The sequence below is a fragment of the Vibrio mytili genome, from assembly GCF_000830505.1.
GTDB lineage: Bacteria > Pseudomonadota > Gammaproteobacteria > Enterobacterales > Vibrionaceae > Vibrio > Vibrio mytili.
On record NZ_JXOK01000049.1, the window covers coordinates 167,318 to 188,351 of the forward strand.

Sequence of the window (21,034 nt, forward strand, 5' to 3'; positions counted from 1 at the left end):
GGTTTAATTTTGTACGCTATGCCGCATTTTTTGATAGAAAAATACAAATTAGCTTATTGATACTAGGGGATGTTGGCGTTTCTTACCGGTTTGTAGCATGACTTATGGAGGACGTTATTGGATGTCAGGGAGCTTTGTTACTCTGTAAAGATGCAATGAAAGGGAAGACGATACCCCGCGTCGATGGCGTACGGCGCGGAGAGTGAGGAGAATTTGAATTGGGTCTGAATGGGTGGGGGCTCAGTTCACTTTTTGAGTAGACTCTTTGACTTGTAAAGCACCTTGATACTGAAAGTGTTTTTCGCCTTTGTCTTGTTCTTTTTCCAGTGTGAGCGCTGCATTGACCGCATCTCTGGTCAACTCAAGGATGGGTAAAACCACAGTGGATAAACGCGGCACTATGTAACTTGCGGTTGGATCGCCATCAATACCGATGACAGAGACGTCATCAGGAACGGTTAATCCTCGGTCATGTAAGGCACGTATAGCGCCAATCGCCATTGAGTCGGTACTAGAAAATATGGCAGTAAAAGGGGCGCCGCTGTCGAGCAGGCTGATTGTCGCCTCATAACCACTTTGCGGCGTACTTTGCCCTTCAAAAATTAGTGACTCGTTCACGTTTATGCCGTGCTCTTGTAAAGTTTGCTTATAAGCGGATAGACGTTTCTGTCCGGTGCTACTCGACAGTGAGGTAGTGATACAAGCGATCTGTTTATGTCCGAGTTCCAAAAGGTAATTTGTGGCGACTTGTGCCACTTGCTCTTGATCAAATCCAAAACTGAATAATTTATCGTCGTCTAACGAGCGGTTAATCACAATGAGCTGTGTTCGGATTTCCTTTTGCAGATCAGAAAGTTGCTGCTCTGATAGGTGACGGCTGTAAATCAAGATAGCATCGCAGTGATGAGCATTAAGAGAGCGGACCGCATCCTCTTCTCCAGCTGCATCGTCACTGCTGTTAAGGACAAACAGTTTCTTGTTGGCTTTTTGCATATCATGCGCGGCTTCTGTCAGCATGGAGCCAAAATAGTGGCTTTCAAAATGAGGCAGAATCAACCCAAACGTATTGTAACTGTTTGTTGCTAAAGCTCGTGCAAAAGCATTGGGCTGATAGCCAAGAGATTTCATCGCTTCTAGTACAGACTGTCGTGTCTGCTCTTTTACAAACTCACTGCCATTTAGCACTCTGGATACCGTTGCTTTAGATACTCCAGCGGCTTTACATACGTCTTTGATTGTCGCCATATTTTTATTCCCCAACACTTTGGCTTGACAGTTTACACTATTTAATTGAGTGAAAGTAAACCGTTGGAGTGTTTCAGTAATGTCAAATAAACTCTATTCAACTATGAGGTTGAGTTGTTTTTACTCAAAATTTACTTAAAAAAACTGTCTTCACTCAAAGTAACCGGTTACATCAGTTGATATACTGTTCAGTCAACAAATGCGATCGGAACAAGAGCAGGAAACGATTTTGATAGAAACGATTATTTTTGATATGGATGGTGTACTCGTCGACTCTGAACCTTTTTGGCGTAAAGCAAAAGTGAACGCTGTCGCGAAATTTGGTGGCGAAATTACCGAAGAACTGGCATACCAGAGTACCGGTCTCCGCATCGATGAAATTGCCAATTACTGGATTCGATACTGTGGGTTAGATCCGGCTTGTTCAACGGATCTTGCCGATACCATTTTGAGTGAAGTCATTGCGCAGATTAAGATGCACGGCCAATTGCTTCCTGGAGTAAAAGCTTCTCTAGAATCACTTGCGCAGACAGATCTAAAAATCGGTCTTGCTTCGTCTTCTCCGCTACGATTAATCGAAGCGGTGCTGGAAACGTTTGATATTGGTAAATTCTTTTCCGTTTATGTGTCTGCAGAACACCTTGAATACGGAAAACCGCATCCGCAGGTATATCTTAACGCCGCAGAAAAATTGTCGACCAAGCCTCATAATTGCGTTGCGATTGAAGATTCGGTTAACGGTTTAATCGCCGCCAAATCAGCTCAAATGACGGCAATTTGTGTGCCTGAACCCGGCCAAGAAACCAACCCACGCTTTGGAATTGCAGACATCAAGTTAATTTCTTTAGAAGAATTTTCGACATCGCAAGAGGTGCAAACCCTACTTCAGCGTTAGTGGGTCTCGGCATTGATCAGCGGAGAACTCAAGGGCAACAGACCCTAGGGTCTGTTGACGTTTAGCGGTTAAATTTTGTTCGAGATAAAAGCATTTTAGACAAGGCAAGTTGATTGAAGCCTAGTTACTCTAAGTAAATGAAACTTAACGCCGTATAAAATGCTTTTAGTGGGGGCGCCTAGCTCGAACCCGAAGGGCAGCGTTTGTTGAGCTTTTCTACTGCGTCATCGGCTTCTCGTGTAGGCTAGCTACACCACAAAGCCTCTTCCTTGTATTAAACCTCAACACTTCGCTGCAAAAATCATCTCGAAACATCAACAGACCCTAGTTATGTCTGGATTCAATAAAAATACCCCAGTGTTTGAGCACTGGGGTATTTACGTTAACTGGATTCTTTACGTTTCAGACTTGATTACAGCTTTTCGCCATTGCTGTTGATGACGTCTTTGTACCAGTAGAAGCTTTTTTTACGGCTACGATTCATCGTCCCGGTTCCATCGTCGTGGCGATCTACGTAAATAAAGCCGTAACGTTTTCGATATTCGCCCGTTCCATAGGACACACAATCAATACAGCCCCATGGGGTGTAGCCCATTAAATCAACACCATCGTACGAAACTGCTTTCGCCATCTCTTCGATGTGCGCTTTGAGGTAGTCGATACGGTAATCATCGTTGATCTCACCATTCTCTTCGACTTTGTCTATTGCACCGAAGCCGTTTTCGACAATAAATAGTGGTTTATTGTAGCGCTCGTAAAGCTCACACAGAGAATAACGCAAACCGACAGGGTCGATCTGCCAGCCCCATTCTGATGCTTGAACAAATGGATTTTTCACGCTGCCCGTAAAGCCACTCATTGAACCTTCAGTACTTGCTTCAGCATCCGCTTTTATTGCCACAGACATGTAGTAACTAAAGCCGATATAGTCGCAGACCCCTTCTTTTAAGATCTCTAGATCGCCCGGCTCCATTTTGATGTTGTAACCTTTGCGTTCCCAATCTTTCAGTGTGTAAGCTGGGTATTCACCACGCATATGCACATCACTAAAGAAGAATCGATTACGCATGGCTTCTTGAGCAAGCATGACATCGTCCGGTGCACATGAGAATGGATAAATAGGCACCCACGCCACCATACAGCCAATTTGGAAGTCTGGATTGATCTCATGACCCAGTTTGACCACTTTTGCGCTGGCGACAAACTCATGGTGAACCACTTGGTACATACATTCTTCCGGGTTGTCTTCTACCGTGTAATCAACACCGGAGTTGGAGTAACCCCACAATGGAAGATGAAGGTCACGCTGGTTATTAATTTCGTTAAACGTCATCCAGTATTTGACTTTGTTCTTGTAACGACGCATCACGGTTTCCGCATAGTGAACAAAGAAATCCACCACGCGACGATCTTTAAAACCGCCGTATGCTTTGGATAAGTGAAGCGGCATTTCAAAGTGAGAAAGCGTAATGACTGGTTCGATACCGTGTTTTAACAGCTCATCAAATAGGTCGTCGTAGTACTGCAAACCAGCTTCATTTGGTACGAGTTCATCACCTTTTGGGAAAATACGCGGCCAGTAGATAGAAGTGCGGAAACATTTGAATCCCATCTCTGCTAAAAGCGCGACATCGCCTTTATAGTGATCGTAGAATGCCGTCGCTTGGTGGTTAGGGTAGTGATACCCCTCTAACACGCCATCGGTAATTTGGCGCTGAGTGTTGACATTGCCACCGGATAGCACGTCCACAATACTTGGCCCCTTACCATCACGGTCCCAAGCACCTTCAACTTGGTGAGCGGCGACGGCACCTCCCCATAAAAAGTTTTTAGGAAAAATACTGCTCATTTTACTTACTCCTAAGCCATCTGGATGACTGGTTGACCTACATTAATTTGGTTATCTTCATGATCTTGAGAGATCACTTCAAATTCGAATTCGTCACTGTTCATGACAATAAATGGTGTGGTTGTGTCGTATCCCGCGGCAGCAATACGCTCTAAGTCAAACTTAATGAGTGGATCGCCCGCTTTTACGTTTTGGTCTAGCGCGACTAAGCAATCGAAAAATTCGCCTTTCAGTTCAACCGTATCAAGCCCGACATGTATTAAGACTTCGGCACCGTTCAATGATGTCATACCCACGGCGTGCTTGGTTTCGATGACCGATGAAATCACCGCATCACAAGGAGCACGAACGACGCCTTCTGTCGGTTTAATGGCAACGCCATCACCGAGTAGTTTTTGTGCGAAGCTCTCATCATTAACAGTCTCCAATGGAATGATTTGTCCTCTTAACGGGCTGACGAGAGTGACGGCTTTTTTCACCATGGTTGGGGCGGTTTGTGGGGTTGATTTCTGCTGTTTTTTTTCGTTTTTACTGTCAATCTCAACAGGATCGTCGAAGCCAACCAAGTAAACCAACGCGATAGTCAGGACGATAGTGACGCCAGTACCGAGTAATGCACCGGTGAAAGAGGTTGGGTTTTCAGCGTTAATCGCATTAACCACGGTAAGGATGCCGGTCAGTCCAGCATAAGCATAATAATAAGTGTTAAATAGGCTTGCGACAGCTGAACCTACCGCGCCACCAATACAGCCACAGATAAATGGCGTTTTCAGTCTGAGAGTGACACCGTAAATCGCTGGCTCGGTGATACCAAAAAATCCAGTAAGACCCGCCGAGTAGCCGGTTGTTTTTAGTTTGGTATTTCGTGATTTCATTGCTACTGCAAACGCAGCCGCCATCTGCGCAACAACCGCAATGCCACAGAATGCTTGGATGGAGTCAAAACCAAAGTTTTCATAGTTTGCGAGTACCACTGGAGTAATACCCCAGTGAACACCGAAGATAACCAGTACTTGCCAAATTCCTCCGATAAGAGCCGCTGCGACAACAGGGGCGACGTCATACAGCGTGTTGTAGCCGACCGCTATCATACTGGCAACGAAGCTTGTCGCAGGGCCAATCAACACTAAGGTCGCTGGCACCATGATTAACATACAAAGTAGTGGCGTAAATAGTTCACGGACCACATCAGGTAAGATGCCTTTGATGTATTTTTCTACATAACTCAGCGCCCAAACCATGAAAATCGGTGGTAAGACAGACGCGGTATAAACCGTTTTTGCCAGTGGTAGGCCTAAGAAGGTAATCAGCTCGCCGTCTGCAATTCTCTCTGCAATGGCTCCCCAAGACGGGTTGATCAGCGCACAGGCACAAAGAATCGCGATAAGCGGATTACAGTCAAACAGTTTTGACGCGGTAAATGCAATAAAAACTGGCAGAAAGACAAACGGTGTCCATGACATGAAGTTAAGGACTTCAAATGCACCTGTACCAGCAATACTAGGGAATAGGTAATGGGCAAAAATAAGCGCACCTTGCAAAATACCCGCGGCCGCAAGAATGTAAACAAAGGGCGCAAAGATGGCTGACATCGATGCGATGATAGCATCAAAGAGTCGAACTTTTTCTGAACCTGTCGCCATTAGCGAAGAGTCAACTAAAGAGGACATTGCAGCATACACGTCTTGAACTCTTGTGCCGATCACGACCTGGAACTGTCCGCCACTCATAACCACTGTAATCACGCCAGGCATTTCTTTAATTTTTTCTGCCGCGCTTTCCGGGACTTCTTTTAAAACCAAGCGTAGGCGGGTCGCACAGCGCGAAAATCGAGTTAAGTTTTCTTGTCCGCCCACTTCTGAAAGTATGTCTTTCGCAAGCTGAGTATAATCTCTGACCGCAGCCATATATTCACCTTTCCCTTATCCTGTCACTTATTATTAGATTGTTGGAACCGGTTACAAGATTAAGCTGCAAAGACTTTTTTCATCAACAGAGATAAAAAATAATAAAGAAACGGATCACACAAAAGAGCAAGTTTAGAGATAAAAACGTAACCAGGATCGCTTTTTAATGCAGGGATATTCTGATGCGAAAAGTGTTTACTTTATGCCATCAGGAAGTTTTTCCATAACGCGTTGTTACCGGTTCCATCTTGTGTTTAATCGTATAAAAGCGCATTTCACAGCCAAATAAACGACAAAAGTGAAATGTAGAGATAGAAAAAAGTTGGTGGAACACAGTGAATAACAAAGTTTTTCCTGAAGGTTTTTGCGGGATAGGAACCGCGTCAACTAAATTCGTTTGCTGACAGCCCCAACCATTCGGTTGGGGCTTGTTTGTTAAGCGTGTTCTGCACACTCTTGAAGTAGTGAAGGATAATCCGTGTAGCCACGTTCGTTTCCTCCAAACAGTGTTGAACCATCAAGCTCTGCGAGGGGGTGACGATGTCGTAAGCGAGAAACTAAATCCGGATTTGCTACAAACGGTCGCCCAAATGCGACGAGATCGGCATACCCTTTCGCGATGACTTCTTGTGCACGTTCTTGATCATAGCGGCCCGCCACAATTATCGTGTTGCTAAAGCGTTTTCTTAGCTCAACGCGAAACGCCTCTGGGATGGTTGGCGCATCTGCCCAGTCGGCTTCAGATAAATGTAGGTAAGCGATGTCGCGCGTTTGCAACTGGCGAGATGCTTCTAAAATTGTCGGCACGATATCAGGGCAGTCCATGTCTTTAAAGGTAATAAAGGGTGCCAATCTAACGCCTACTCTGTGTGCACCAACAGTAGCAATAACGGCATCTACGACTTGGATAAGAAAACGAATACGATTTTCTCGAGAGCCTCCGTAGCTGTCGGTACGATGATTTGAGTTGGTTCTTAGAAACTGGTCGATAAGGTATCCATTGCCACCATGAATTTCTACACCATCAAAACCTGCATCGATGGCACGTTTTGCTGCGTTGGCAAAGTCGCTGACAACGCGATCAATATCTTGTTGGGTCATTTCTCGAGGCTCAACACAATCAACCATATTACCGTTGCCTTGCTCATCAGCAATCCAAACTTGAGTTTCTACCGGGGCGAGTGGCGAAGGTGCGATAGGTAACCCACCTTTTTGGAATGTTGGGTGAGAAACTCTGCCTACATGCCAAAGTTGGCAAAACATTGCTGCACCATGAGATTTCACCGCTTGTGTAACCGTTTTCCAGCCCTCTACTTGCTGATCAGTGTAAACACCAGGCGTAAATGAATAGCCTTGTGAATCGTCGGAAATTTGTGTCGCTTCGGTAATGATAAGTCCGGCAGAAGCACGCTGTTTATAATACGTTGCCATCATCTCATTAGGGATGTTGCCCGGTTGACTTGTTCGCGCTCTCGTCATTGGGGCCATGACGACCCGGTTTTGTAGTGATAGTCCCTTAAGTGATACAGGTTCAAATAGTTGACTCATTGTTATGCTCCATTGTTGTACTACCACAAGTAGGTATATGCTTCATGTAGTGCGATAGGAACAGTATATGTATTAGACATAAATTGATAATTGGGTAATATCTGAAATTATTATTCCGTTTTTCCAAATAATAAGGATGTGAAGGTGGATAAGTTTTCGGATATGACGCTATTTGTCAGCATCGTTAAACACCAAGGTCTGGCGGCTGCGGGAAGGGAGCTGGGTTTATCTCCGGCAACTGTCACGGCGAGACTTCAATCGATAGAAGAGCGTTATGGGATCAAACTGCTCAACCGCAGCACACGTCATGTATCACTAACGGATGCTGGGGCCATGTACCATCAGGCTTGTCTCAATATCATTGATAGTGTGAAAGAGACGGAAAATTTGCTGCAAACCGGTGTCACAGAAGTGCGTGGCGCATTAAAGATTTCAGCGCCGCGAGATGTTGGTAAGAAAATGATCTCTCCGATGGTTTCGGCGTTCGCTGAGCGATATCCGGATGTGACACCATATCTTTATCTCAATGACAACTTATCGAATATGGCGGAGTCGGGCCTAGATTTGGTCATTCGATATGGTGAGTTGTCTGACAGCAATCTTATCTCGCGCAAGCTGGCCTCGAGTCAGCGAGTGTTGTGCGCATCTCCAGAGTATTTGGCGAAGCAAGGTGTACCAAGCAGCCCACAAGCACTCGCGCGTCATCGCTGTTTAGCCTTGGTGCGCGGTAATGAAGAATTAAAAACTTGGCACTTTAAAGATAAGAATTCACAGCAAGCTATTACTGTCACGCCAACGCGCTTTTCAGATGATGGAGAAGTGATTCGTCAATGGGCATTGGATGGCGCTGGGATTGCGTTGAAATCGATTTTGGATATCCAGCAAGATCTCAAGCAAAAGCGTTTAGTGACTATCTTAGATTCTTACACAAAAAACTTCAGCGCTCTGTCGCAAGGTGCTGAAGCCGATCTCCATGTCATCTATCAAAGCCGTCAGTATCAACCAAAAAGAATTCGTCTGTTTTTGGACTTTTTAATTGAACAATTTTCTAACGACTAAAACCAATCACAGTAAATAAGTGAACAGAAATATAGCGTAGGAAAAATGCGTGAGAACGAGGCGAAATTTTTCGATAAGTCGTTATTCTACAATCCAACATTGTAACGAAGTTATCGAGTATTTTATCGAGCTAGAATGACCAGTTATTTACTATGATTGGCCTAATGGATTGCTTAGAAAAACAAAGCCGCTGAGGTACTCAACGGCTTTGCTGTGATAGGTATTGGCTTGGTTAGCCCTTGGCTCAGTTAGTTGGCAGTTTGTGGCCGAGGCTTACGGCGCTGACCTGATGGTTTATTACCCGCAGGCTTCGTGCTGTTTGGTTTGCGGTTACCCGATGGTTGACCACCATTGCCATTTTTATTGCTCGCTGGCTTGTTGTCGTTAGGCTTACGGCCATCTGGTTTGCTGTTTGTGCGACCTTGACCCTCTCGATTGGCTTTAGGCTTGCCCGCTCCGCCTTGGTTTGTACTGCTTTTATTGCTGTTATTACCATCGTTGAAGCGACGTTTAGGCTTGTTCGCACTGTTTGCCGAATTCTTTTCCGCGACTTGATCATTCGATCCTTGTGGCTTTTTGGATTTCTTCGGTTTTTTCGGTTTGATTGGGCGTGTATCCAGTTTTGATTCTGGAACCACGTTGGTTGGTGCATAACCGTCCAACTCTTTGCGTGGCAGCAACTCCTGAATCAAACGCTCGATCGCGAACAATTCAGGCGCTTCAATCGCACATACCAACGAGATAGCTTTACCTACTTCACCTGCACGACCAGTACGACCGATACGGTGAACGTAGTCTTCAGCTACTTTAGGTAGCTCAAAATTCACAACTTGAGGAAGCTGAGGAATGTCGATACCACGAGCGGCAATGTCTGTTGCCACTAACACACGAATCTGACCCGATTTAAAGTCTGCTAATGCTTTTGTTCTCGCGCCTTGGCTTTTGTTACCGTGGATCGCGGCCGCGGGTAGATTTTGCTCGATCAAGAATTTAGTTAAGCGGTTGGCCCCGTGTTTGGTCCGTGTGAACACCAATACCTGCTGCCAATCGCCATCTTTAATGAGCTTGACCAGCATCGCTGGTTTTTTCTTCGAGTCTGATGGGTAGATACATTGTTCTACGGTTCTGGCCGTTGAGTTTTCTGGGTTAACCGATATTTCAACCGGATGATTGACCAGACCTTTGGCTAATTCACGAATTTCTTTCGAAAATGTTGCTGAGAATAATAGGTTTTGACGCTGCTTTGGCAGTAAATCAATGATCTTGCGGATGTCACGGATAAAGCCCATGTCAAGCATGCGGTCTGCTTCGTCCAAAACCAACACTTCAAGTTGGTCAAATTTCACCGCATTCTGGTTGTAGAGGTCCATCAAGCGACCTGGTGTTGCAACTAGAACATCAGCACCCTTACGTAGACGTTGCATTTGTGGGTTGATCTTCACCCCACCAAATACCACTGCGCTTGTTAACGGTAGGTGGCGACTGTACATGAAGACGCTTTCTTGAACTTGAGCGGCCAGTTCACGGTAGGTGTTAGGATTAACGCTCGAACTTGATTGCTACGAACACGAGGTCCGTTTGACAACTTTTCAAGGATGGGCAGCGTAAAGCCTGCTGTTTTCCCCGTACCAGTCTGTGCTGCTGCCATGACGTCTTTCCCTTCCAATACTGCCGGGATGGCCTGTGCCTGAATTGGCGAAGGGGTGTCATAGCCTTTTTCCTGAATTGCTTGAAGGATTGGAGCAGATAGACCTAACGAGGTAAAACCCATATGTATGATTCTCAATTGTCGAGTTAGATAACAACGCACCGAAAACATATTCGTTGCGAAAAGTGCGACATTCTGAGGCTTTTATCCTTGAGCTTCAACTAATTCTGTCATTGATTTTGAATATCGATGTCGCCAAAAAAAAGGGAAACGAATTAGAACGGTATATTAGCCATCCTTCGTATCAAGCAAACTCACCTCGGCGTGCTAAAAACGCGCTAGTAAGTTGTTGAAACAACGAATCTACTGAGGGCCTCTCGGTTATATGCGCAAACAGCGGCGTGTGAACATCAGGTCTAATATCCCCTTCTTGATTGCAAAGTTGATTACATAAGCGTACGGGTTCGACGATGTGATTGACGTCCACGTTAATTAGGATACACGCCTGCGCTAACACGACTTTTCCTCCGCCTTTTTTGAGGAGTATGCGTTGTGCAGTTCCAACAACTTTTTGCCCGGCAATATTTAGGTTGTACTCGCCATCACAATACGAGTGCGGCGTGGCGTGCACATTAACATCCACATTAAGTTGTTTGAAAAATGCGCTTAATGTTGTGCATAAATCCAAATATGCTTTCTTGATGTCGTAGGGCTGATCGTCAGGCCAATGGTAGATATGGGAAAGGTTGATAATGCCCGGTACTTGCGGAACGGGGGCGCCACCGGTTTTGCGTGAGAACAATTTCCAGCGAGAGTTTTCGAGTGCGAGTTTTAGTTCATCAGAGGCTGGCCACTTCTTTCCTGCGGGTAGTACTAGGGTTGGGCTTTTGACTTGCCAAAGAAGAAGCGCTTGCGACAGTTGATTGGATTGAACTTGTGTGAGCAGCTCTTGTTCCTTTTTAAACGCATCCGCTACTTCAGTTGCGGCATAGCGAATCAGTTTATTCTTTGAAGCCAAATGTTGCACCTAAAACCCAATTTCATGTCAGATAAATGGTTTTATCTCAGACAAGCAGAGATTGCTGCTTGTCTGCTCACTATTTGAAAATTCTATGCACAAAACCACACTCTTTTAGTTTGTTGTTGCCACAGCAATAGCGTCTGAAAATGACAATGCAAAGGCTTGTTCGGTATCGAGCGCATTGGCAGGAAACTCTAAACTTAACTGGGCATGTGGCGATACTTTTGATGCGACGCTAGTCACAAACTTGCGCGTTTCTCCTGGCATGATAGCAAGACGATCGCCTCCGCTCGAAGAAAGGAGAGCAACCCCCATCGTGGGTACCTTGTGACCTTCTGCATCCGATAACGTGAGTAATGACGTTGGATTATAGGCGAGGTTACCGCTCGTATTACGGTAGGCACTAAAGGTATTAAACTTGGGTTCCAACGACCCTTCCGCCCCAATGTTGGTGACAGAGAAGGTAATGTTTGAGCCGTCGAAGTCTTCTACCTTGACCAAAACATTTTCACTTTGATAGCTGGCAGCAGTGGCCGCGCCAGCTTGATGCTCGCTACTTTTCTGTTTTTTCTCGTTCTTGGCCTTTTCTTCTAATGCCTGGTCACTACGCTTCATTGCAAGCGCATAAGACTGATCGACGAGGGCTAGCAGTGCTGGAATAGAGTAGAATGAGAGCCCCTCTAAATGATCAAAATCGATTTTTGCATCTTGAGTTGCACGTCGGTTGGGGAATTGACAGTGCCCATCGACGAGGTTGATAAACGCTAACTCAAAGGTACTTTGTAACCTATCTATTTCCAACCAAGCGTTTTTTATATTGTTACGCATTTTGTCTATATCAGCAGGTGTTTGCTTCGGGAAGCGTCCATTTGGTGACACACTATTGGCCACAGCCACCAGTTCTTCGGTCACAAAAGGGTTGTTTTTGGCTGGTATGACGGTGGTAATACGGTTGGATTGAGTAATGTCTTCGCCCAGAAGCGCAATCATCTTCTGAGAAGTCGTGCCTCGATTTGAGGTTAAAATATCACCGCAGTATGGCTTTGTATTGGCGTAGGTGTATGAAGTCATTAAAGACAGTGATAAGAAGATGGACAAGCTGGTGATGACGAGTCGTCCTATCGATGTTCGATCGTTCATCTTGATAACCCCTCTGTAAATAAGTGCGATTGACTGACGTATTTGTCAACCAACTTGTCTGTAATTCAACTTGGTTGGCATCGCTACATTCAGAATGGTTTGGGTAATAACTCTGAATTATTTCTCTTAGAAAGATAGACGTAACAAGAGAAACCATCAAATGTAAAACTTGGGCTTGGAATTCGTTTTTTGAATTAAATGGTGAATAAAAACAGTGCTTTACTGTATTAATTTGTGTCGGTTAGAAAAGGGCTATTTTTAAAACTCGGTGGAAGTTCTTGGAGTGAGACCAATGCCAACAAGAATGAGGGAATAATGACTGGCATTGGTCTTGATTTTGCTTTTAAAAGGCAAACAGAAATATTAGCTTAACGTCTTCAACACCTGTGCCAATCGAGTGACAGCCACAACGAGTTCTTCGGGTGTTGCGTTGGTAAAGTTAAGGCGTAGCGCGGCTTTTTCTTCTGAGCCTTCCGGATAGAATACAGGGCTAGGCACGACTGCCACTCCGTTTGCTAACAGTGATTTGGCAAGCTCAAACGTGTCGCATTCTGGAATTTCCAACCAAACAAACATTCCGCCATCAATCGGTTTTACAACGCAGCTATCAGGTAACTGTTGGCTTAGCTCTGCGAACATGACGTCATAACGGGATTTGTAAAGCTCACGGATTTTTTCGATATGAAGGTCAAAGTTATCATTTTGCAGGAGCCCATGAAGCAGCGCTTGCATCGGTACACTTGAGTGCAAATCGGCGCCTTGTTTGATTTTGATTAACGGCTCCAGATAAGTGCTCTTGCCAGTCACTACACCGATACGCAGACCTGGAGATGCAATTTTTGAAAATGAACGCAGTACGATGGAGTGCTGTGGACAAAAGTCTGACACCAACGGCAGTGCCTCTCCAGAAAAACGCAGTTCTCGGTATGGAGCATCTTCAATAAACGCTACATTGTAATGGCTACACAGTTCACCGACTTTTTGACGTGTTTCTAGGCTCCAGCAAACCCCAGTTGGGTTATGAAAGTCGGGAACCGCGTAAAACATTTTAGGGCTCTGTTCTGCAAAACAACGTTCTAACTCTTCAAGGTTTGGGCCGAATTCAGTTTGTGATACGCTCAGAATATTCGCTTGCACCAAGCCAAATACTTGCATTGCACCAAGATAACTCGGTGCTTCCATCACGACCTTATCACCCGGGTTGACATAAGCGCGAGCGATCAAATCAAGCCCTTGTTGCGACCCAGTAGTGACCATGGCGATGTGGGATTCAAGTAACTGGAAATAATCATTTAAGAAGTCAAGCAAAGGACTATAGCCGGCTGTTGCACCGTACTGAAAGACCTCTGGCATGTTCGCGAGCGCTTCTAAAGTTGGCTTCATTAAGTCGATGGGGAAGGTTTTTTCATCCGGCAACCCTCCAGCAAGAGATATAACGTTTTTGTCGCTTGCGGCTGCAAGGATCTCTCGAATATAAGAAGATTTAGTTTGCTGTAATGAACGTGCGATTTCCATGCGTTGTACTTCTCTCTGGCGTTTTATTTTTCTATTTTGGAAGTCAAATAGTACATGGGAATTGCCTAATTAAGTGTGTCTGTTTATGCTGTTAAATATGTCCATTTATGCTATTTAGGCTAATCCTATGAGCCAGCAACAAGTTTCTCGAATCAATGATGTGTTGTTTTATATCCATCAAGATATCAGTCGTGAGTTGTCAGCAAAAACGTTGGCAAACGTAGCGGCTTATTCTGAGCAACATTTTCATCGAATATTTAAAGATGTTGTTGGGGAGTCGATCCATCAATATGTACGCCGTACCCGAATGGAGTACGCCGCGAACCAACTCATGTTTGATACTCAGTCATCGGTATTGGATATTGCAAACAAATCCGGTTTTAACTCGATGTCTTCTTTTAGTCGCGCATTTAAAGCGACGTTTAACATGGCACCGGGAGAATGGCGAAAGCACGATTTGCAAGTGGCGGAGAAACCTTATTTAAAAGACCCAGAAGTTGCAGAAGGCTATCATCGTGTTGCCAATCGACGGTTACCTGAGCCTAAAATTCTCGAAGTGCCTGAGCGATTAGCGGCTTATGTTAGACATGAGGGTTATAATCGTTCAATTCGCCACGCCTGGTTGATTCTCAAAGCATGGGCGAATTCTGAGGGTCGAGATTTTTCCGTACAATATGGTTTGCATCACTCGAATCCAGCCTGGGTTGAACTCGATAAATGTCGTTATGTGGCCTGCATGGCGATTGATCAGCCGCTGAAGCTGCGTGGTGTTGTGAATCAGATGCTCATTCCAGGAGGTTTACATGCTGTGTTTAGATTGACTGGAGTATATGGTGAGTTACTGCCACAGATTAGTCAGGTGTTGGAAAGGTGGTTACCTACGTCAGGCCTTAAATTACGTTCAACACCTGCCTATGTTCATTATCACAAAAACCACTTTCTTAACGAGGAAGAAATGTTTGAATTGGATTTTTATTTGCCAATTAGTTTTTTCTGAACATTGTGGTCAAAAAGTGTGCTCAATTCTACGATGTAACCGCAATTCAAGTGCTATGTTTATGCTTGTGCTGTGCAAAAATCGAACGCAGCGAAACATCAATAATCTAGCCAAGAGGTCTATATGTTAGGTGAAAATCACTCATTAACACATGAATTCCCAGAACATTTGGATACCATCGCTCAATTGAGTGAGAATGATGCATCATTTGCTAAAATCGTTAGAAACTACAACGCGTTAGATAAAGAGATTCGGGTTCTAGAGTTACAAGGGAACCCGATTGATGATCACGAAATGAATGTGCTGAAGCACAATCGCGCGGAACTAAAAGATTGGCTCCACTCTCGAATTATGGGCTCTTAAAGTAATGTTGATTTTTAACTAAGCAATGAATATCGCTCGTATCCACGAGCCGTTTTTCTATTTAATCAAGCGCTCTGGTTTTTACCCAGAGGACGGTATCTTCATCGACAGGTGGATACGTGCTTTCCAAGCGAGGTAAGCGTAGCCATGAAGATTCAGGATAGTATCCATTTGAATCTTTAAATCCCCCAGATAAGACAAATATCTCAATACCAGTAGAGTCGTGAGGAGGTTGAAAGCGTTCCCCTTTAGGGCAGAACAGCAGAGAAACGTGTTCGTGAGCGTAGTCGTGTAGATTGACGATATGCGAGCCTCCATTGTTGTCGAACTTATCCAGCGCTTTGGTGTTAATTCTTACCGTGGTGAGATCTTCTTTTTCAAACTGATTCAGTTTCACGAGAATCACGCATCCCTCTAAACTAAACGGAGAGTGGTGGCTGCCCGGAGGATTGCGAAGGTAAGTTCCTGCGGGGTAATCACCATGTTCATCTGAAAACACCCCTTCAAGTACTAAGATTTCTTCACCGAGAGGGTGAGGGTGCTCTGAAAATCGGGAGCCTGGCGCATATCTTACGATACTGGTGGTGTGCCCTGATTCTTTTGCCTCACGCTCTAATGGCTTGCGCCACACACCCTGAGCGGGACTTGCGGTCCACTCCATTTTTGCGGTGTCGACAACCACCCGTTTAGCAAAGTCCATATTTAGCATAATGAGTTAACCTGAGATCATTTGTTTTTTGGATATTGAACGTATAAGTTGAACGAATCAATACCTAGATATTAAATTATTGGTCAGAAGTGTTATGGAAGTAACTCAAATTATGTAAGCTTATGCCTTAAGGGAGTTTACAATAACTAAAGCTTCTAATTAATTGAGAGTGCAGGACTTTTTTTTTCATAATTTTGACCTAATATCTGAATTAGAAAACACTTCAAACAAAATAAGGGGTAACCATGACGGAACAATATATACCACCACGAGTTTGGACCAACGAAAATGAAAATGGTGGGCAATGGGCAAGCATCAATCGCCCTGACTCTGGCGCACGCCACGAGCAAGCGTTACCAGTAGGCGAGCATCCATTTCAACTGTATTCAATGGGCACACCGAACGGACAAAAGGTGACCATTATGTTTGAAGAGTTGCTGGCTGCTGGTGTTAAAGAGGCCGAGTATGATGCCTACCTAATTAAAATCGGTGATGGTGATCAGTTTGGTTCGGGGTTTGTGTCGGTAAACCCAAATTCGAAAATTCCTGCGTTAGTCGATCGTTCAGGTGAAGAGCCTATCAATGTCTTTGAATCAGGAAACATCCTTTTTTATCTGGCTGAAAAGTTTGGTTTGTTCCTACCAAAAGAAGGCGCGAAACGTGCAGAGGTGATGAACTGGTTATTCTGGCTACAGGGGTCTGCCCCGTACTTGGGGGGAGGCTTCGGTCACTTGTACGCTTGTCAATATCCCCACCCAAATTATCATTCTAAACATATTCATTAATTTCCATTAATTAGGCTTTACGAAGCACTATACAAAATAATTAAGTGGTATTTTGTATAGTAATAATTCAGCCACTCAACTCACTTAAACGAACAAAAATACAGGGATATAGCTATGAGCGAAAAGCAATACACTCCGCCTAAGGTTTGGAAAAACGAAGCAAGTAGCGGTAACAAATGGGCCAATATAAACAGCCCTGAATCTGGCGCTAGATTTGAACGAGAGTTACCCAAAGGTGAACACCCATTTCAACTTTATTCACTAGCTACTCCAAATGGTCAAAAAGTGACTATCTTATTTGAAGAGCTCTTGGCACTAGGTATTAAAGAGGCTGAATATGACGCATACCTCATCAATATCGGTGAATCAGATCAGTTCTCTTCTGGATTTGTAGAAGTAAACCCTAACTCTAAAATCCCTGCATTAGTTGACAAGTCGGGGGGCGAAACCGTAAACGTGTTTGAATCCGCCTCTATACTTGTTCATCTTGCTGAAAAGTTTGGCAAGTTCTTACCAAGTAATGGATCTGCACGTAGCCAAACATTTAACTGGTTATTTTGGGCGCAAGGTTCTGCCCCATTCTTAGGTGGTGGTTTTGGTCATTTCTATGCTTATGCGGACGAAAAGCAAGAGTACCCTATTAACCGATTTGCGATGGAAGCGAAACGTCAACTTGACGTGCTAGACAAACAACTTGCAAAGAACACTTATGTCGCTGGTGAAGAATATACTATCGCTGATATGGCTATTTGGCCTTGGTATGGCAATTTGGTGCTAGGCAAGTTATATGATGCTGCTGAGTTCCTAGAAGTACATGCCTATGAGAACGTTGTACGCTGGGCTAAACAAATAGAGTCTCGTGAAGCGGTACAACGAGGCATAGTGGTTAATAAAGGTTGGGGGGAAGAATGGGAACAAGTCCCAGAACGACACTCTGCTGAAGATATCGATCGTGTATTGCAAATCCGCCCATAACCTTATACACAACTCACGACTCTAAGCGGTTAAGAACGGTCGATAAGGGTTTAAAAAATGGTTTTCTAACCCTCACAACCAAGGAGGAATTACTCCTCCTTCTTTTGATTATTAAGTTCTTGTTTGATCTGCAAGTATGCCGCTCTGGACTCTTCAGAAAGCGCTTGAACTTGCTGTTGGTAGTGGAGCATCTGCATATCGAAAAGCTCTTTGATCAAAACTTGGTTTGTTAGATGGTGTTCAAACAGTTCTTTTACTTTATCTTCGACACCTTGACCGTTTTCAGTGAGTCTTTTTTTGTCTGAAATGGGTTTGATTAGCGATAGTATGGATTTCTTGGTCGGGCAAACACCTAGCAAGTTTAGTGAAAAGAAACTCATTGCCAAACACGAGAATGCGCTAAATAGTTCAAGGTGGTTGTTGATAAGCTGACTCAAGATCTGAGTAATAAGCGTGTGTTTAAACTGTCTCGTTTGTCCTGAGATTTTTCCGCCTATTCTGGCTAATTTCGGGTTTACCTCAGATAAGTAATATTGCTGCATATCCCAGTTAGAACCTCTTCGATGTTCAATCTCAATCAAAAATCCTTCTAAGATATTTTCTTTCTCTCTGTTCAATGCTGCGACTCGCAGCAAATGGCTTCGCCCTGTTTCTGAGAAAATCGCTGAAATGCTGTGGTGTTGATGTTCAATTCTGTGGTGTTATTCATAGTTCACTCCTTTAAAAACGGGTTTTTAAACCCTAAGTCAGTGATCCATAAATCAACGAAACGTCAAATTAAGTAAAAGTTGAGAGTGAGAAAAATCTCTCTACTACGGTGTTTTTGCGTTTTGAGAATATTATAGTGCTTGGAAAATTAAATGAGACGGCGAGTTTTTCAAAAAAAATATCTTAGTGAATGCCTTTTTCTAAAAGGGTTTGAGAGTGAAAAAATCCTTAGTTGTCAAGAAAAAATAAAATAAATCCTTGCGTATTGATATTTATTTTGATATGATATGAGAACACTAAACGTTGTAAGTAAGTTTAGTGTGAAAATCGCTAAGTATTCCGAAGGAAGTGGAATAATTGATAGAGTCATCGAATGACACTTTAGCGTAAGTGAAAATTATTTTCGCTTTATATTGGCTTATCTACGGACATACACCTCCGTTGTTTGCCGCCAAATAGCACGAACGAAATGTTCGAATAAAACTTAGCAGCCCCGTTGATGAGGGTAGCTACACAAAATAACTGTAAGTGCCACTTGAAGAGGAGTGTTTGACGAAAGAACAGTGAATAAACGTTGTTGATAGCTTTTAGGCTATCAGATCAATCTTATTGGGATTGATGTGCCTTCGCTTTAAGCGATAGAGAAACATAAATAGGTGTCGTGTATCACGATCCTTACGTTTATTGATTTTCAGTCTGTCTATCACTGAAAAATGCTGTGCTAATTCGTTAAAACGCCACTCATCTCAGGCTGTGTGTTTTGTGATTTGGTGACAAATTAACTTGGGAGGAAACGCTATGTCATTATTAACATCAATTCAAATTAAACCTACCTTGCACTCGTTCGTGTCTATCACTTACGAGGGATTTTCATACCTGCAATTCCATCAACACTATTCCTATTTGATGCGCTTCCCCTAGCGTATGCCCCTGAGTTCGTCCGAACTTAGTTATAAACAAAAATAGATAAATCAAAGCGTTAAAGAAGTACACCTACTGGGTGGGGGTTCTTACACCCCGAAGAAAGTTAATAAATAAAAAAGAGGAAAACATTATGACTTATAAAACTTACGAAACTCAATTAGACATCGCAATGAACCATTCAAAATCAAGAAGAACCTTGAGAAAGCACTTTGGCAAGAAATCAATTAGTTACGATGATTTTACTCGTTTAATGGCAAGAGGTGGGGAGTCTATAGATGCTGAAACGAGTGATTTACTGGGAAGAGAGAAACTGTGGGTTGATAGTGGTGAACCGACAATCTTTATCGAAAATAAGGACTTAGCTCAACAGCTTTATTTGGCTTCATTTGATGTCCAAGACTTCAATGTCGAGCCTCCATTCAAGACCTTTGCTATGTCTTTTCCGAAAAATACGGAAATTGAGGGGGTTAAGATGCACACGGCTTTGGTCAGCGTGATGACGGTTGCGGAGCATTTAAAAGCTAACCGAGATGTTTTAGGTATGCCGCAGACTTTGGGCTGTGAACTAGAAATGAGTGATGATCTAGTCGTTTGTGTCAGTGCTAATGATGGTGCTCATCTAATGCGTGGACACTCATATCTAAATACTTATGAAGATCCAACAGTCAAGCATTCGGAAAGTGATGAGATTGATATGTTACTAAAAATTGCACTGTCGTTATGCGTTTATCACTCAGCGACCGAAGGCAAGAAGCTTGAAGTGGGCTACCCAAAATCGTGGGTTAAAAAGTCAAAAAAACGACAAGGAACAAATGGTCGAGGAATGGTGCTTCGAGGTATGGGGGGCGGTTCAAAACCTTCAAAAGAGAAAAGCGCTGGACGAAAAATCACGCTTAAAGTCCCGTTCTTTCGCAACTTACGTGCAGAAAGATATTACCAAGGAGAGCATAAAAATAAGCCTATTGGTAGTCGTTGGGTGTTCGTTAAGGGTATCGATCTGAATAACAGTCAACATTCGCTGTTAGCTTAAAAAATCACATTAAATCAAACAAATATTAGAGGAGATGCTTATGTGTGAAGAAAATAAAGTCATTCAATTTGACGAGGAAATGGACATTGACCGTAGTCCGAATTACTGCTGGCGATGCAAAAGCTCTGATTCGAGTGTCGAGGAGACGGATGTCGATTTTGACACTGTAGCCGTTCATTTTGCTTGCAACGATTGTTCAAGCACTTGGGAAGTCAGATATGACGCAACAACACTGTTTATCGCAACACAATAATTTTAATAAAACATAGGAGAATAGTTATGAATATTATTGATACAACACGAAAATATGCTAATAAAAACAAAGAGTTCAGTGAGATCTGTGGCTTGATTGCCGCTTCAATGCGCTTCTTTATAGATATTGAAATGAGTCCGTTTTTGCAGAACGAGATGAAACTGATGGAGCAACTGTTCAGCTTCAGAGGATCGGTAAGTCTTGATCAGGTTCTGCAAGCTGTCGATGAGTGTGCTTTTGTGGTGAATATGCTCGAAAGAAATATAGATGCGGTTTCACAGACCGATGATGCCGATATAGTCATCCAGTTCACTATGTTGCTCAGAATGCTAAAGGCTTCAATTGCATCAATTGAGTTGGTCTTAGGATCGGAAAACATCAAGTAAAAGCTTTAATCGTTAACCACGACAAGAGTAAAAATGATGAGTAGTCATTTGAAAGAAGGGGAACTTAACGCAACAGG

At 43.6% G+C, this 21,034-nt stretch carries 17 protein-coding genes and 2 pseudogenes; 9 read left to right on the forward strand and 10 right to left on the reverse strand.

Annotated features, from left to right (window positions below; translation table 11 throughout):
- Window positions 1–240 precede the first annotated feature (240 nt).
- Window positions 241–1,245, reverse strand: coding sequence for a LacI family DNA-binding transcriptional regulator (locus SU60_RS13050; protein WP_041155882.1), 1,005 nt, complete (start codon window positions 1,243–1,245; stop codon window positions 241–243).
- Window positions 1,246–1,474: 229 nt separating this feature from the next.
- Between SU60_RS13050 and hxpB the strand changes: the two genes are divergently transcribed.
- Entirely contained in the window at window positions 1,475–2,140 is a 666-nt protein-coding gene (hxpB, locus tag SU60_RS13055; RefSeq protein ID WP_041155883.1) for a hexitol phosphatase HxpB, read from the forward strand.
- A gap of 412 nt (window positions 2,141–2,552) precedes the next feature.
- Here the strand turns inward: hxpB and SU60_RS13060 are convergent, their stop codons facing one another.
- From SU60_RS13060 to SU60_RS13070, 3 genes are all read right to left on the reverse strand, one after another.
- Window positions 2,553–3,989, reverse strand: a complete 1,437-nt coding sequence (locus tag SU60_RS13060; RefSeq protein WP_041155884.1) for a 6-phospho-beta-glucosidase — start codon at window positions 3,987–3,989, stop codon at window positions 2,553–2,555.
- Between the two features lie 11 nt (window positions 3,990–4,000).
- On the reverse strand, window positions 4,001–5,896 hold the full coding sequence (locus SU60_RS13065; protein WP_041155885.1) for a beta-glucoside-specific PTS transporter subunit IIABC: 1,896 nt from the start codon (window positions 5,894–5,896) through the stop codon (window positions 4,001–4,003).
- A gap of 435 nt (window positions 5,897–6,331) precedes the next feature.
- Complete coding sequence (locus SU60_RS13070; RefSeq protein ID WP_041155886.1) at window positions 6,332–7,444, reverse strand: alkene reductase; 1,113 nt, start codon at window positions 7,442–7,444, stop codon at window positions 6,332–6,334.
- 144 nt (window positions 7,445–7,588) lie between these two features.
- Here SU60_RS13070 and SU60_RS13075 point away from each other — a divergent pair, with 144 nt between their 5' ends.
- Window positions 7,589–8,503 carry a LysR family transcriptional regulator gene (locus SU60_RS13075; protein WP_041155887.1) on the forward strand — a complete coding sequence of 305 codons (915 nt, stop codon included), beginning with the start codon at window positions 7,589–7,591 and terminating at the stop codon, window positions 8,501–8,503.
- 248 nt (window positions 8,504–8,751) lie between these two features.
- On the opposite strand, the pseudogene SU60_RS13080 reads toward SU60_RS13075, so the two are convergent.
- The 4 genes and pseudogenes from SU60_RS13080 to SU60_RS13095 all read right to left on the reverse strand — a co-directional run bounded on the left by SU60_RS13080 (window position 8,752) and on the right by SU60_RS13095 (window position 13,827).
- Window positions 8,752–10,274: pseudogene (locus SU60_RS13080) on the reverse strand (DEAD/DEAH box helicase).
- Window positions 10,275–10,455: 181 nt separating this feature from the next.
- A complete protein-coding gene (locus SU60_RS13085; protein ID WP_041155888.1) occupies window positions 10,456–11,169 on the reverse strand; it encodes a lipoate--protein ligase family protein in 714 nt (237 codons plus the stop codon).
- Window positions 11,170–11,283: 114 nt separating this feature from the next.
- Window positions 11,284–12,312, reverse strand: coding sequence for a hypothetical protein (locus SU60_RS13090; RefSeq protein WP_041155889.1), 1,029 nt, complete (start codon window positions 12,310–12,312; stop codon window positions 11,284–11,286).
- Window positions 12,313–12,675: 363 nt separating this feature from the next.
- Window positions 12,676–13,827: an aminotransferase-like domain-containing protein gene (locus SU60_RS13095; protein ID WP_041155890.1), complete on the reverse strand. Its 1,152-nt coding sequence runs from the start codon at window positions 13,825–13,827 to the stop codon at window positions 12,676–12,678.
- Between the two features lie 127 nt (window positions 13,828–13,954).
- Here SU60_RS13095 and SU60_RS13100 point away from each other — a divergent pair, with 127 nt between their 5' ends.
- Both SU60_RS13100 and SU60_RS13105 read left to right on the forward strand, forming a co-directional pair.
- Entirely contained in the window at window positions 13,955–14,824 is an 870-nt protein-coding gene (locus tag SU60_RS13100; RefSeq protein ID WP_041155891.1) for an AraC family transcriptional regulator, read from the forward strand.
- A gap of 123 nt (window positions 14,825–14,947) precedes the next feature.
- Complete coding sequence (locus tag SU60_RS13105; protein WP_041155892.1) at window positions 14,948–15,187, forward strand: HP1242/YdcH family protein; 240 nt, start codon at window positions 14,948–14,950, stop codon at window positions 15,185–15,187.
- A 61-nt stretch (window positions 15,188–15,248) separates the two neighbouring features.
- On the opposite strand, the gene SU60_RS13110 is transcribed toward SU60_RS13105, so the two are convergent.
- Entirely contained in the window at window positions 15,249–15,896 is a 648-nt protein-coding gene (locus SU60_RS13110; protein ID WP_041155893.1) for a cupin domain-containing protein, read from the reverse strand.
- Window positions 15,897–16,141: 245 nt separating this feature from the next.
- On the opposite strand from SU60_RS13110, the pseudogene SU60_RS13115 reads away from it, so the two are divergent.
- Together SU60_RS13115 and yghU are read left to right on the forward strand one after the other, a co-directional pair.
- Window positions 16,142–16,636 (forward strand): annotated as a pseudogene (locus SU60_RS13115) (glutathione S-transferase); the annotation flags it as partial.
- Window positions 16,637–16,795: 159 nt separating this feature from the next.
- A complete protein-coding gene (gene yghU, locus SU60_RS13120; protein WP_041155894.1) occupies window positions 16,796–17,656 on the forward strand; it encodes a glutathione-dependent disulfide-bond oxidoreductase in 861 nt (286 codons plus the stop codon).
- An 89-nt stretch (window positions 17,657–17,745) separates the two neighbouring features.
- Here yghU and SU60_RS13125 read toward each other — a convergent pair whose 3' ends face one another.
- Entirely contained in the window at window positions 17,746–18,291 is a 546-nt protein-coding gene (locus SU60_RS13125) for a hypothetical protein (RefSeq protein ID WP_041155895.1), read from the reverse strand.
- Between the two features lie 1,127 nt (window positions 18,292–19,418).
- Here SU60_RS13125 and SU60_RS21020 point away from each other — a divergent pair.
- From SU60_RS21020 to SU60_RS13140, 3 genes are read left to right on the forward strand one after another with little or no spacing between them, the layout of a single operon-like run.
- Window positions 19,419–20,318: a hypothetical protein gene (locus tag SU60_RS21020; protein WP_052481534.1), complete on the forward strand. Its 900-nt coding sequence runs from the start codon at window positions 19,419–19,421 to the stop codon at window positions 20,316–20,318.
- 40 nt (window positions 20,319–20,358) lie between these two features.
- On the forward strand, window positions 20,359–20,571 hold the full coding sequence (locus SU60_RS13135) for a hypothetical protein (protein WP_041155896.1): 213 nt from the start codon (window positions 20,359–20,361) through the stop codon (window positions 20,569–20,571).
- 26 nt (window positions 20,572–20,597) lie between these two features.
- A complete protein-coding gene (locus tag SU60_RS13140; RefSeq protein WP_041155897.1) occupies window positions 20,598–20,957 on the forward strand; it encodes a ubiquitin family protein in 360 nt (119 codons plus the stop codon).
- Window positions 20,958–21,034: the final 77 nt, after the last annotated feature.